A 13,235-nucleotide genomic window follows, 5' to 3' on the forward strand; every position below is an offset into this window, starting at 1 on the left:
GCCCGGGTGACCCCTAGACGTGGGTCGGGAGGGGGCCGCCGTTGTAGGTGAGGGTGTCGGCGAACGCCTCGGTGAGGTCCACGTCGCGGTCGTCGGCCTCGGCGTAGGCGCGGTGGAGGTTGAGCACGATGCGCTCGGCGTCCGGCCAGTTCGCGAATTCGCCCAGGTCGCAGCGCTTCGCGGCCTCCAGCGGGCTGAGGCCGTCGGTGCGGCCCTTGCGCGCGGTGTCCAGGACGAAGCGGTAGTAGCGCGCGTGGTCCTCCAGGACGCGTGGGAGCGCGGAACCGGGAAACGTGGGCCCGTGGCCCGGAACCACCGCGGTGGGGCGGAATCCGGCGAGCCACTCCAGGGATTTCAGCGCGCCCTCCACCGAACCCATGAACACCAGCGGCGTCACGCCGTGGAACAGCAGGTCGCCGCTGAACAGCACGGTCGAGTCCGGCACCCACGCGACCACGTCCCCGGGCGTGTGGGCGGAGAAACCCGGGTGGTGCAGCTCGACGGCGCGCTCGCCCACGTGCAGGGTCAGCGAGTCCCGCAGCACCACCGACGGTGCGCGGTGCTCGGTGATCTCCCACTGCGGCATGGGTTCCCAGACCGGTGGCGTCGCGGTGAGCAGTGTGTCGGCGAGGATGCCGTCGCGGGTCGCGAAATGCCCCACCACCGCGGTGGAATCGGGCAGCAGCGCGTTGCCGTAGGTGTGGTCGCCGTGCAGGTGCGTGTTGACCGCGAAGCGGATCGGCGCCTCGCCGCCCACCGCGCGGACCGCGTCGAGGAACCGCCGGGTGCGCACCGCGGTCGCGCAGGTGTCCACCAGCACGATCCCGTCATCGGTGATCACCGCACCGGCGTTGTTGATCCACCACGACCCGTCCGGCTGCACCCAGGCGTGCACGCCCGGTCCCACCTCGGCGAGCGCGGCGCGGTCGGGGGCGGATCGATCGGGGCCTCGGTCGGGACGACTGGTGTGGGTGTAGCTCACGGTGGCCTCCCGGCGGCACATGCGAAGATCGTGGACCACCCAGTGTGCCCGCAACCGCACTCGGTGTGGTGACCGGCCGCCGACGAGGCTCGTCGGGGCTCGCACGTAGGCTGGTGGCGTGGCCGACCCGTCCACCTACCGACCAGCACCAGGCACGATCCCGGACGCCCCGGGCGTCTACCGCTTCCACGACGCCACCGGGCGCGTGATCTACGTCGGCAAGGCGAAGAGCCTGCGCAGCAGGCTCTCCTCGTACTTCGCCGACCTCGCCGGGTTGCATCCGCGCACCCGGCAGATGGTCACCACCGCGACCGGCGTGCAGTGGACCGTGGTGGGCACCGAGGTGGAGGCCCTGCAGCTGGAGTACTCCTGGATCAAGGAGTACGACCCGAAGTTCAACGTCCGCTACCGCGACGACAAGTCCTACCCGGTGCTGGCGGTGACGCTGCACGAGGAGTATCCGCGGCTGCACGTCTACCGCGGCCCGCGCAAGCGCGGCGTGCGCTACTTCGGTCCCTACGCCCACGCGTGGGCGATCCGGGAGACCCTCGACCTGCTGCTGCGGGTGTTCCCCGCCCGCACCTGCTCGGCCGGGGTGTTCAAGCGGCACTCGCAGATCGGCCGCCCGTGCCTGCTCGGCTACATCGGCAAGTGCTCGGCGCCGTGCGTGGACCGGGTCAGCGCCGAGGAGCACCGCGGGATCGTCGAGGACTTCTGCGACTTCCTGGCGGGTCAGACCGACCAGCTGATGCGCAAGCTCGACAAGCAGATGCAGGCGGCCTCGGCGGAGCTGGAGTTCGAGCGCGCCGCCCGGTTGCGCGACGACCTCGAAGCGCTGCGCCGCGCGATGGAGAAGCAGGCGGTGGTGCTAGGCGACGGCACCGACGCCGACGTGGTGGCCTTCGCCGAGGACGAACTCGCCGCAGCCGTGCAGGTCTTCCACATCCGCGGCGGCCGCGTGCGCGGTCAGCGCGGGTGGGTGATCGACAAGCTGGAGCAGACCGACACCGCCGCGCTCACCTCGCAGTTCCTCACCCAGTTCTACGGGGAGCAGGCCGCGCTGGCCGATCAGGCCGACGCCGGCGGCAGTCCGGTGCCGCGCGAGGTGCTGGTGCCCGACCTCCCCGAGGACTCCGAGACCATCGCCGGCTGGCTCGGCGAGCTGCGCGGCAGCCGCGTCAGCCTGCGCGTTCCGCAGCGCGGTGATAAGCGTGCGCTCATGGAAACGGTGGAGCGCAACGCCAAGGAGGCGTTCCAGCAGTACAAGCTGCGCCGCGCCGGTGACCTCACCGCGCGCTCGGCGGCGCTGCAGGAGCTGCAGGAGTCGCTCGCGCTGGACACCGCGCCGCTGCGCATCGAGTGCATCGACGTCAGCCACGTGCAGGGCAGCGACGTGGTGGCTTCGCTGGTGGTCTTCGAGGACGGCGTGCCGCGCAAGTCCGAGTACCGCCGGTTCGAGGTCCGCGAGGGCGCCGAAGGCGGCGACGTCGGCTCGATCGACGAGGTCGTGCGCCGCCGCTTCGCCCGCTACCTCAGCGAGACCGCGAAGGAGGAGGCGAGGGAGGACGGAGCCGACGCCCCGTCCGGGATCGACCCGGACACCGGACGGCCCAAGAAGTTCGCCTACCCGCCGAACCTGCTGGTCATCGACGGAGGTGGGCCGCAGGCCAACGCCGCCGCCGACGCGCTGACCGAGATGGGCATCACCGACGTCGCGGTGATCGGCCTGGCCAAGCGCCTCGAAGAGGTGTGGCTGCCCGCCGACCCCGATCCGGTGATCTTGGCGCGCAACAGCGAAGCGCTGTACCTGTTGCAGCGGGTGCGCGACGAGGCGCACCGCTTCGCCATCAGCTACCACCGGTCCAAGCGCGGCAAGCGGATGACGAGCTCCACATTGGACGCCATCCCGGGTCTGGGTGAGACTCGTCGCGCGGCGCTGCTCAAGCACTTCGGCTCGGTGAAGAAACTTCGCCAGGCATCGGTCGAGGACATCGTGGCGGTACCCGGGATCGGCCGCAGCACCGCGGAAACCGTTCACGCGGCGCTGGCCGAAGGGACAGCCGGAAAACAAGGGGAACAAAGTGAGTGACGAGCATTCGGGCATCGAGGTCGCGGTCGTCAGCGGCCTGTCCGGAGCCGGCCGCAGCACCGCGGCCAAGTGCCTGGAGGACCTCGGCTGGTTCGTGGTGGACAACCTGCCGCCGGAACTGATCGCCACCATGGTCGAGCTGGGCGCCCGCTCCAGCGGCCAGATCACCCGCGTCGCGGTGGTGATGGACGTGCGCAGCCGCGCCTTCACCGAAGACCTCGGGTCGGTGATCAAGGACCTCGACGCCCGCGGCTACAAGCCGAAGGTGCTGTTCCTGGAGGCCACCGACGAGGTGCTGATCCGCCGCTTCGAGCAGGTGCGGCGCGGTCACCCGATGCAGGCCGACGGCCGCCTGGCCGACGGCATCGCCGCCGAGCGCTCCCTGCTGTCGCGGCTGCGCTCGGAAGCCGACCTGGTGCTCGACACCACCGGGCTGTCCGTGCACCAGCTGCGCAGCAAGATCGAGGACGCCTTCGGCACCGAGGCCAGCACCCGCACCCGCGTGACCGTGCTGTCCTTCGGCTACAAGTACGGCCTGCCGATGGACGCCGACCTGGTCATGGACTGCCGCTTCCTGCCCAACCCGTTCTGGATCCCCGAGCTGCGCGAGTTCAACGGCCTCGACGAAGAGGTGCGCAACTACGTGCTCGGGCAGGAGGGCGCCGAGGAGTTCATGGACAGCTACCAGCAGCTGCTGCGGCTGGTCGGCGCCGGCTACCACCGGGAGGGCAAGCGCTACCTGACGCTGGCGCTGGGCTGCACCGGCGGCAAGCACCGCAGCGTCGCGCTGGTCGAGGAACTGGCGCGCAGGCTCGCCGAGGACGACGGGATGATGGTCAAGACGGTCCACCGGGACCTGGGGCGCGAGTGACGGGCGAGGACCGGCCACTCCGCGCGGTCGCCCTGGGCGGCGGGCACGGGTTGCAGGCGTCGTTGGCGGCGCTGCGCCGGATCACCTCCGACGTGACGGCCGTGGTCACGGTCGCCGACGACGGCGGGTCCTCGGGACGGCTGCGCCGCGAGCTACGCCTGCTGCCACCCGGCGACCTGCGCAAGGCCCTCGCGGCGCTGGCCGACGACGGGGAGCAGGGGCAGCTGTGGTCGCAGGTGTTCCAGCACCGCTTCGGCGGATCGGGAGCGCTGGCCGGGCACGCCGTCGGCAACCTGCTGCTCGCCGGTCTGCTGGAGGTGTTGCAGGACCCGGTCGAGGTTCTCGACCACGCCTGCGCGCTCCTCGGCGTGCGGGGACGGGTGCTCCCGATGTCGACGCGACCGCTGGACATGATCGGCGACGTCGTCGGTTTGGACTCCGACCCGGAGGCCGTGCGCACCATCCGAGGCCAGGTAGCTCTCGCCAGTACACCCGGTCGTGTGAAACAAGTGCGATTGCACGCGAACGGTGATGGTCCCCCAACGGCGTGCCCGCAGGCCGTGGAGGCCGTCACCGGCGCCGATCTGGTGCTGCTCGGACCCGGCTCCTGGTTCACCAGCGTCCTGCCACATCTGCTGGTCCCGGAGCTGCACGAGGCTCTGGTGACCACCGCGGCACGGCGTTTCGTGGTGCTCAACCTCATCCCTCAGCCGGGTGAGACGGCGGGCTTCTCGCCCGAACAACACCTGGACGTACTCTCGCAACACGCGCCCCGGCTGAAGGTCGACGCCGTGCTGGCCGATGCGGATTCGGTGCCCACTCCGGACCGGTTGCGCTCGGCGGCCTCGGACCTGGGCGCCTGGACCTTGCTGGACAAGATCGCCGCGCCCGCCGTGCCGGGACGGCACGACCCGCAGGCGCTCGCGGCGAGCCTGCGGGCCGCACTGGAGAGGAGGACGGACCAGTGGCGATGACCGCGGCGGTCAAGGACGAGTTGAGCCGGTTGTCGGTGAGCAAGACGTGCTGCCGACGAGCGGAGGTCTCGTCGTTGCTGCGCTTCGCCGGCGGACTGCACATCGTCGCCGGCCGGGTGGTGGTCGAGGCCGAACTCGACAGCGGATCCACCGCGCGCAGGCTGCGCAAGGAGGTCCACGAGCTGTTCGGACACCACTCCGACGTTCACGTGATCACCTCCGGGGGCCTGCGCAAGGGGACCCGCTACGTGGTGCGCGTGGTCAAGGACGGCGAAGGCCTCGCCCGGCAGACCGGGCTGCTCGACCCGCGCGGACGTCCGGTGCGCGGACTGCCCGCGCACGTGGTCTCCGGCGGCTCCTGCGACTCCGAAGCCGCGTGGCGCGGCGCCTTCCTGGCGCACGGCTCGCTCACCGAGCCCGGCAGGTCGTCCTCCCTGGAGGTCACCTGCCCCGGACCGGAAGCCGCGCTCGCGCTGGTCGGCTCGGCCCGGCGGATCGGGGTGTCGGCCAAGTCGCGCGAGGTGCGCGGCGCGGACCGCGTCGTGGTCCGCGACGGCGACGCCATCGGGGCCCTGCTGACCAGGCTCGGAGCCCACTCCAGCGTGCTGTCCTGGGAGGAGCGGCGGATGCGGCGCGAGGTGCGCGCCACCGCCAACCGGCTGGCCAACTTCGACGACGCGAACCTGCGCAGGTCGGCCCGCGCGGCGGTCGCCTCGGCCGCCCGCGTCGAGCGGGCCCTGGACCTGCTCGGCCCGAACGCTCCCGACCACCTCACGGTCGCCGGCCGGCTGCGACTGGCCCACCGCCAGGCGTCGCTGGAGGAGCTCGGCCAGCTCGCCGACCCGCCGATGACCAAGGATGCGGTCGCCGGCCGCATCCGGCGACTGCTGGCCATGGCCGACAAGCGCGCCCGTGAGCTGGGTCTTCCGGACACGGAGTCAGCAGTAACAGCAGAAATGCTCGAAGCCGAGGCTTGATGTCTCTCCGCCGGGGCTCACTTTGCTCGACGGTGCAGGTAGCGGAACCTGAGCGGCTCTCTGGACTGCGGGTGCCACTCCTGATGTATGTCCAATACACGGCGGAGTGGCCGTCCTCGCCAGAGAGCCGCTCAGAACCCGCGGCGGTGCCGGTTGCTCTGGTGGGGTACTGAGGAAGCGGCTTCGCCGCTTGCCTGGCGGTGTGGGTTTTGGGTGGTCGGGGCTGAAAGCGGCTTCGCCGCTTCGCCGAACCGGTGCAGAGATTCCGATCACCGGTGGCGGTTTTTCGTCACCTCCCGGGATGGGCTTCTGAACTGCAAAGATGACGCCCGCTGGGGGTTCGGCGGGTATGCTCGGCGTCGCTCACCCGAACGCGCTGTGACAGCCCGCGACCGCCCACGCGCGGGGGCTGCCGCGGCAGATAGGGTGAGCCCGAGACCATCAACTCACCCGCCGAAGTCATCGGCCGGGTCAGTCACGAGGAGAGATCGGCGTGACCGTTCGCGTAGGTATCAACGGCTTCGGTCGGATCGGGCGGAACTTCTGGCGTGCGGCGACCGCCAGCGATCACGACATCGAGATCGTGGCCGCCAACGACCTGGGCGATGTCGCGACCATGGCGCACCTGCTCAAGTACGACACCATCCTCGGTCGTCTCGACCAGGAGGTGAAGGTCACCGGTGAGGGCATCGAGGTGGGCGGCAAGCTCATCAAGATCCTGGCCGAGCGCGACCCGGGCAAGCTGCCGTGGGGCGACCTGGGTGTCGACGTCGTCGTCGAGTCCACCGGCTTCTTCACCAAGGCCGAGGACGCGCGCAAGCACGTCGACGAGGGTGGCGCGAAGAAGGTCATCATCTCCGCCCCGGCCAAGGGCGAGGACCTGACCGTGGTGCTGGGTGCCAACGACGAGAAGTACGACGGCACGCAGACCATCATCTCCAACGCCTCCTGCACCACCAACTGCCTCGCGCCGATGGTGAAGGTCCTCAACGACACCTTCGGCATCGAGCAGGGCCTGATGACCACGGTGCACGCCTACACCGCGGACCAGAACCTGCAGGACGGCCCGCACTCGGACCTGCGCCGTGCCCGCGCCGCCGGCGTCAACGTGGTGCCGACCGGCACCGGCGCCGCCAAGGCCATCGGCCTGGTCATCCCGGAGCTCAACGGCAAGCTCGACGGCTACGCGATGCGCGTGCCGGTGCCGACCGGTTCGGTCACCGACCTGACCGCCACCGTGCAGAAGGCCGCCACCGTCGAGTCGGTCAACGAGGCCTTCAAGGCCGCCGCTGCCGAGGGCCGCTTCAAGGGCATCCTCAAGTACAACGAGGACCCGATCGTCTCCTCCGACATCGTCACCGACCCGCACTCGACGATCTTCGACGCGCCGCTGACCAAGGTCATCGGCAACCAGGTCAAGATCGTCGGCTGGTACGACAACGAGTGGGGCTACTCCAACCGCCTCGCCGACCTCGTCAACCTCGTCGGTTCGAAGCTGGCCTGAGCAAGCACTGGATGAGACCCGCACGAGCCGCAGCGCTTCCGCCCGGCTCGTGCGGGTCTTCCCGTCTCACGAGGAGTTAGAGTGTGAAGAACCTCGACGATCTGCTGTCCGAGGGCGTGCGCGGTCGTCGCGTCCTGGTGCGCGCCGACCTCAACGTGCCGCTGGACGGCGACAAGATCACCGACGACGGCCGGGTGCGCGCCTCCCTGCCGACCATCTCCAAGCTCAGCGCGGCCGGCGCGCAGGTCGTCGTGACCGCGCACCTCGGCCGCCCGAAGGGCGAGCCCGACCCGCAGTACTCGCTGGCGCCGGTCGCCCGCCGCCTCGGCGAGCTGCTGCACGCCGACGTCTCGCTGGCCGGGGACCTCGTCGGTGACTCCGCCGAGTCCACCGTCGCCGGGTTGGCCGACGGCGGTGTCGCGCTGCTGGAGAACGTGCGCTTCGACGCGCGCGAGACCAGCAAGGACGACGCCGAGCGCGAGTCGCTGGCTGCCGACCTCGCCGCGCTCGTCGGCGACGACGCCGCCTTCGTCTCCGACGGCTTCGGCGTCGTGCACCGCAAGCAGGCCTCGGTCTACGACGTCGCCAAGAAGCTGCCCGCCTACGCCGGCGGCCTCGTGCTCGTTGAGGTCGAGGTGCTGCGCACCCTCACCGGCGACGCCAAGCGCCCCTACGCGGTCGTGCTCGGCGGCTCCAAGGTCTCCGACAAGCTCGGCGTGATCAAGGCGCTGCTGCCCAAGGTCGACAAGCTGCTCATCGGCGGCGGCATGGCCTACACCTTCCTGGCCGCCCAGGGCCACGGCGTGGGCTCCTCGCTGCTGCAGGAAGACCAGATCGACAACACCAAGAAGCTGCTGGCAGACGCCGCCGACAAGATCGTGCTGCCGGTGGACATCGTGGCCGGCGACCGCTTCGCCGCCGACGCCGAGAAGCGGACCGTCGACGCCGACGCCATCCCGGACGCCTGGATGGGCCTGGACATCGGCCCCCGCAGCGTCGAGCTGTTCGCCGAGGTCCTGCGCGGTGCGGGCACCGTGTTCTGGAACGGCCCCGCTGGCGTGTTCGAGTTCCCGGCCTTCGCCGAAGGCACCCGGGGAATCGCGCAGGCCATCGTCGACTCCGACTCCTTCAGCGTCGTCGGCGGCGGAGACTCGGCCGCGGCCGTGCGCACCCTCGGCCTGCCCGAGGACGGCTTCTCGCACATCTCCACCGGCGGTGGCGCGTCGCTGGAGTACCTGGAGGGCAAGGAGCTCCCGGGTGTTCAGGTCCTGGAAGGTGAAGCCTGATGGCTCGTCAGCCCCTCATCGCCGGCAACTGGAAGATGAACCTCAACCACCTCGAGGCCATCGCCCTGGTGCAGAAGCTCGCCTTCGCGCTGCCGGAGAAGTACTTCGCCAAGGTCGAGGTGGCGGTCATCCCGCCGTTCACCGACATCCGCAGCGTCCAGACGCTCATCGACGGCGACAAGCTGCTCATCAAGCACGGCGCGCAGGACGTCTCCGAGCACGAGTCCGGTGCCTACACCGGTGAGGTCTCCGGACCGATGCTGGCCAAGCTCGGGTGCAGCTACGTGGTGGTCGGTCACTCCGAGCGCCGCGAGTACCACGGCGAGACCGACGAGCTCGTCAACAAGAAGGTCCGCCAGGTCCTCAAGAACGAGATGTCGCCGATCCTCTGCGTCGGCGAGGCCCTCGACGTGCGCGAGGCCGGCGGCCACGTGGAGCACTGCACCACGCAGCTCATCGACGGGCTCAAGGGCCTCAAGGCCGAGCAGGTCCGCCAGGTCGTCGTCGCCTACGAGCCCGTCTGGGCCATCGGCACCGGCAAGGTGGCCACCGCCGCCGACGCCCAGGAGGTCTGCGGCGCGCTGCGGCAGGCGCTCAACGACAAGTACGGCAAGGAGATCTCCGACGAGATCCGCGTGCTCTACGGCGGCTCGGTGAAGTCCAGCAACATCGGTGAGCTGGTCGGCCAGACCGACGTCGACGGCGCGCTGGTCGGTGGCGCGAGCCTCAACGCCGACGAGTTCGCCAAGCTCTCCGCCATGGCCGCGGGCGGCCCGCTGCCGTGACCTGCGCGAGAGGGCGCCCCGGTCCGCGCCGGGGCGCCCTCTCGTCGTTTCGGGTGAATTCCACTTCAAGATTTCCGGTGTCCGGTTGTCGCCCGCCGAAGAATCGGTGGTCGGCGTGTGGGACCCTCGGTGCGTAAATGGGTGGACTGGTCAACTGGGGGTTGGCGGGCCGGTACTCTAGGTTGCGAACCGCTGTGCGAACGAGGACGATATGACTCTTTTCCTGCAGATCATGTTGATCGTGACGAGTGTCCTGCTGGTGCTGCTTGTCCTGCTGCACCGGGCCAAGGGGGGCGGACTCTCCTCGCTGTTCGGCGGCGGTATGCAGTCAAACCTGGCCGGCTCCAGCGTGGCGGAGAAGAACCTCGACCGGATGACGCTGTTCGTCATGGCGCTCTGGGTCATCTCCATCATCGGCGTCGGCCTGTTGATCAAGATCGGTTGATCGACCGGCCTGTTGACGGTCGATCAACCCGGGCCGCTTGGTGGGTGAGGATGGATGACTGGCGGTAATGCCATTCGCGGCACTCGTGTGGGCTCGGGCCCCACGGTAGGTGAGTCTGAGCGGGGGGAAGCCGCTCCGCGGAAGCGGATCGACTACTGGTGCGCCAACGCGCACCACAGCAAGCCGTCGTTCGCGCTCGACGCCGAAGTGCCGGAGGAGTGGGACTGCCCGCGCTGCGGACTGCCCGCAGGCCGGGACGAGCAGAACCCTCCGGCGGCGAAGCGCAACGAGCCCTACAAGAGCCACCTCGCGTACGTGAAGGAGCGGCGCAGCGATGAGGACGGGATGAGAATCCTCGACGAAGCGCTGGAAAAGCTCCGGGAGCGCAAGGGGCGGTAGAGGATTCACAATGGAGAGCCGGGTTCGGGATATTGTTCCTGAACCCGGCTTTTTCTTTTGGTCAGTTCTACTGCAACTACTCAGTGGTCGTGCTGCGTGGCGGTGCGGGTAGCGGAACCTCAGACGCCTTCTGGCTCCGGGATCCGAGACTTATGTATGCCAATACACGGCGCTTCGGCTGTCCTCCCCAGAAGACGTCTGAGAACCCGCGGCGGTGCGAGTTGCTGGGGTGGGGTAATGAGAAAGCACCTGCGGTGCTTGCCTGACGTTGTTGGTTGGGCTTGGCTCGTGTTGTTACTGGCGGGTAGGGTCCGTTTGGTCTTTGAGGTTTTCTTGGGAGGCATTCATGGCTTTGGCGACGGCTGATCTGGCGGATCGGGAGGGGTCGGAGGTGCGCAGCTGCGATGTGCAGTTCCGCAACTACGGTGGCGTGGTGGCCTTCGAGGGGCGCGTTCGCACGGTCACCTGCTTCCAGGACAACGCGCTGCTGAAGAAGACCCTCTCCGAGCCCGGAGACGGAGCCGTGCTGGTCATCGATGGCGCGGGCTCGATCCACACCGCCCTGGTCGGCGATCTCATCGCCGAGCTCGGCCGGTCCAACGGCTGGAGCGGCATCATCGTCAACGGCGCGATCCGCGACTCGTCGGTCATCGGCGGCATGGAGTTCGGGGTCAAGGCGCTGGGCACCAACCCGCGCAAGTCCACCAAGACCGGTGAAGGCGTCCTCGACGAGGTCGTCGAGCTCGGCGGCGTGAAGTTCGTGCCCGGCGAGTACGTCTACGCCGACAGCGACGGTGTGGTCGTGGTCAGCGAACCTTGATCGTCCGCTCGAAGTAGGGTGCTCGCGTGAGCGTCATCCCTGCCTTCGAGCGCGGGTTCGCCGCCCTCGTGCGGCGTCCATCGGTGCCGATCGTGCTGGGCTTCGCAGCCCTGATCGCGGTCGGCACCGTCGCGTTGATGATGCCGTTCTCGACCGAGACCGGTGAGCCCACCGACCTGCTCCCCGCGCTGTTCACCGCCACCTCGGCGGTCTGCGTGACCGGGCTGATCGTGCTGGACACGCCCGTCCACTTCTCCACCGCCGGCGAAGTGGTCATCCTCGTGCTGATCCAGCTCGGTGGCCTGGGCATCATGACCGTCGCCTCGCTGCTCAGCCTGGTGATGTTCCGCCGGTTCGGGCTGCGGATGCGGCTGACCGCCCAGGCCGAGACCAAGACCCTCGGACTGGGCGAGGTGCGCCGCACGGTCTTCCGGGTGATCGGCCTCAGCCTGCTGTTCGAACTGGTCGTGGCGGCGCTGCTGACCGCGCGGCTGGTCATCGGCTACGAGCTGAGCCTGGGCCGGGCGATCTACGACGGCGTCTTCCACGCCGTCTCGGCCTTCAACAACGCCGGGTTCGCGCTGCGCAGCGACAACCTGATGTCGTTCGCCACCGACCCGTACTTCATCCTGCCGATCTGCCTCGCGGTGATCGCCGGCGGACTCGGCTTCCCGGTGTGGGTGGAGATCTTCCGGCACCTGCGGGTGTCCCGCCGCTGGACGATGCACGCCAAGGTCACCCTGCTGGCGACCGCGTTGTTGCTGGTCGTGGGCGCGGTCGGGATCACCGCCGCCGAGTGGACCAACCCCGGCACCCTCGGTCCGATGTCGTGGCCGGGCAAGCTGCTGGCCGGGTTCTCCACCGGGGTCATGCCGCGCACCGCCGGGTTCAACAGCCTCGACGTCGCCGCCTTCCACCCCGGGACGCTGCTGCTGCAGGACATCCTGATGTTCATCGGAGGAGGCAGCGCCGGTACGGCCGGTGGCATCAAGGTCACCACGTTCGCGCTGCTGGCGTACGTGATCCTCGCCGAGATCCGCGGCGAACCCACCGTGCACGTGATGGCCAGGCAGCTGCCGGCAGCGGTGCAGCGCCAGGCTCTGACGATCGTGCTGCTCGGGGTCGCGTTCGTGATGCTGACCGTGCTGATCCTGCTGGTGATCAGCCCCTTCGGGCTGGACCAGGTCCTGTTCGAAGCGGTGTCGGCGTTCGCCACGGTCGGTCTGTCGACCGGGATCACCGCACAGCTGCCGCCCTTCGGGCAGATGCTGCTGGTGATGCTCATGTTCGTCGGCAGGCTCGGTCCGATCACCCTGGCCTCCGCGCTCGCGCTCCGCGAACGCGTCCGTCGTTACGAACTACCGGAGGAGCGACCCATCGTTGGCTAAGAACGACGACACCAATCAGATCGTGGTCATCGGGCTCGGCCGCTTCGGCAGCTCGCTGGCCGCCGAACTCGTGCGGCGCGGCTCGGAGGTGCTGGCGCTGGACTCGCGGCCGAACGAGGTGCAGCGCCACGCCGACGAGCTCACCCACACCGCCGTCGCCGACAGCACCGACCCCGAGACCCTGCGCCAGCTCGGCGTGCACCAGTTCAAGCGGGCCGTGGTCGCCATCGGCACGGACCTGGAGGCCAGCATCCTCACCACCTCGCTGCTGGCGGACTTCGGCATCCCGCACATCTGGGCCAAGGCCACCAGCCGCCAGCACGGACGCATCCTGGAGCGCGTCGGCGCGCACCACGTGGTGCTGCCCGAGCACGAGATGGGGGAGCGGGTCGCGCACCTGGTCAACGGCCGGATGCTCGACTACATCGAGCTCGCCGAGCACTACGCGCTGGTCAAGACCCACGCGCCCGCCGAAGCCGTCGGCAACACGCTGGGCGAGCTGAAGCTGCGCTCCAAGTACGGCGTGACGGTAGTCGGCATCAAGCGGCCGGGGGAGGACTTCACCTACGCCACGGCCGAGACGACCGTCGGCCAGCAGGACACGCTGATCGTCGCGGGAACCACCACCCAGGTCGAAGCCTTCGCCGAGCGCACCTGAGCTTCCAGCGCTCGCACGTCGTTCCCAAACGACCCTCCGGTCGGTATTCTTCTGTAT

13 protein-coding genes are annotated in these 13,235 nt (G+C 69.4%); 12 read left to right on the plus strand and 1 reads right to left on the minus strand.

Annotation, left to right across the window (positions count from 1 at the left end):
• Nucleotides 1-13 precede the first annotated feature (13 nt).
• Nucleotides 14-982, minus strand: a complete 969-nt coding sequence (locus tag AB0J78_RS03480) for an MBL fold metallo-hydrolase (protein ID WP_363786536.1) — start codon at nucleotides 980-982, stop codon at nucleotides 14-16.
• Nucleotides 983-1,100: 118 nt separating this feature from the next.
• Between AB0J78_RS03480 and uvrC the strand changes: the two genes are divergently transcribed.
• The 12 genes from uvrC (at nucleotide 1,101) to AB0J78_RS03540 (ending at nucleotide 13,178) form a co-directional block, all read left to right on the plus strand.
• Nucleotides 1,101-3,071, plus strand: a complete 1,971-nt coding sequence (gene uvrC, locus AB0J78_RS03485; RefSeq protein ID WP_363786538.1) for an excinuclease ABC subunit UvrC — start codon at nucleotides 1,101-1,103, stop codon at nucleotides 3,069-3,071.
• Nucleotides 3,064-3,942 carry an RNase adapter RapZ gene (gene rapZ, locus AB0J78_RS03490; protein WP_132678106.1) on the plus strand — a complete coding sequence of 293 codons (879 nt, stop codon included), beginning with the start codon at nucleotides 3,064-3,066 and terminating at the stop codon, nucleotides 3,940-3,942. The genes uvrC and rapZ overlap by 8 nt, the downstream gene beginning before the upstream one ends.
• On the plus strand, nucleotides 3,939-4,916 hold the full coding sequence (gene yvcK, locus AB0J78_RS03495) for a uridine diphosphate-N-acetylglucosamine-binding protein YvcK (RefSeq protein WP_363786540.1): 978 nt from the start codon (nucleotides 3,939-3,941) through the stop codon (nucleotides 4,914-4,916). The genes rapZ and yvcK overlap by 4 nt, the downstream gene beginning before the upstream one ends.
• Nucleotides 4,907-5,893: a DNA-binding protein WhiA gene (whiA, locus tag AB0J78_RS03500; RefSeq protein ID WP_363786542.1), complete on the plus strand. Its 987-nt coding sequence runs from the start codon at nucleotides 4,907-4,909 to the stop codon at nucleotides 5,891-5,893. Before yvcK ends, whiA begins: the two co-directional genes overlap by 10 nt.
• A gap of 493 nt (nucleotides 5,894-6,386) precedes the next feature.
• Nucleotides 6,387-7,397: a type I glyceraldehyde-3-phosphate dehydrogenase gene (gap, locus tag AB0J78_RS03505; RefSeq protein WP_363786544.1), complete on the plus strand. Its 1,011-nt coding sequence runs from the start codon at nucleotides 6,387-6,389 to the stop codon at nucleotides 7,395-7,397.
• 83 nt (nucleotides 7,398-7,480) lie between these two features.
• On the plus strand, nucleotides 7,481-8,683 hold the full coding sequence (locus AB0J78_RS03510; RefSeq protein ID WP_363786546.1) for a phosphoglycerate kinase: 1,203 nt from the start codon (nucleotides 7,481-7,483) through the stop codon (nucleotides 8,681-8,683).
• Nucleotides 8,683-9,468 (plus strand): triose-phosphate isomerase, encoded by a 786-nt coding sequence (gene tpiA / locus AB0J78_RS03515; protein WP_363786548.1) that lies wholly within the window; start codon nucleotides 8,683-8,685, stop codon nucleotides 9,466-9,468. Before AB0J78_RS03510 ends, tpiA begins: the two co-directional genes overlap by 1 nt.
• 211 nt (nucleotides 9,469-9,679) lie before the next feature.
• Nucleotides 9,680-9,913, plus strand: coding sequence for a preprotein translocase subunit SecG (gene secG, locus AB0J78_RS03520; RefSeq protein ID WP_010310736.1), 234 nt, complete (start codon nucleotides 9,680-9,682; stop codon nucleotides 9,911-9,913).
• A gap of 54 nt (nucleotides 9,914-9,967) precedes the next feature.
• Nucleotides 9,968-10,312: an RNA polymerase-binding protein RbpA gene (locus tag AB0J78_RS03525; protein ID WP_363786550.1), complete on the plus strand. Its 345-nt coding sequence runs from the start codon at nucleotides 9,968-9,970 to the stop codon at nucleotides 10,310-10,312.
• 346 nt (nucleotides 10,313-10,658) lie between these two features.
• Nucleotides 10,659-11,132, plus strand: coding sequence for a ribonuclease E activity regulator RraA (gene rraA, locus AB0J78_RS03530; RefSeq protein WP_363786552.1), 474 nt, complete (start codon nucleotides 10,659-10,661; stop codon nucleotides 11,130-11,132).
• Nucleotides 11,133-11,167: 35 nt separating this feature from the next.
• Nucleotides 11,168-12,520, plus strand: coding sequence for a potassium transporter TrkG (locus tag AB0J78_RS03535; protein WP_363787530.1), 1,353 nt, complete (start codon nucleotides 11,168-11,170; stop codon nucleotides 12,518-12,520).
• A complete protein-coding gene (locus AB0J78_RS03540; RefSeq protein WP_363786554.1) occupies nucleotides 12,513-13,178 on the plus strand; it encodes a TrkA family potassium uptake protein in 666 nt (221 codons plus the stop codon). Before AB0J78_RS03535 ends, AB0J78_RS03540 begins: the two co-directional genes overlap by 8 nt.
• Nucleotides 13,179-13,235 lie beyond the last annotated feature (57 nt).

The organism is Saccharopolyspora sp. NPDC049426 (assembly GCF_040676935.1).
In the GTDB taxonomy this organism is placed as follows: Bacteria; Actinomycetota; Actinomycetes; order Mycobacteriales; family Pseudonocardiaceae; genus Saccharopolyspora.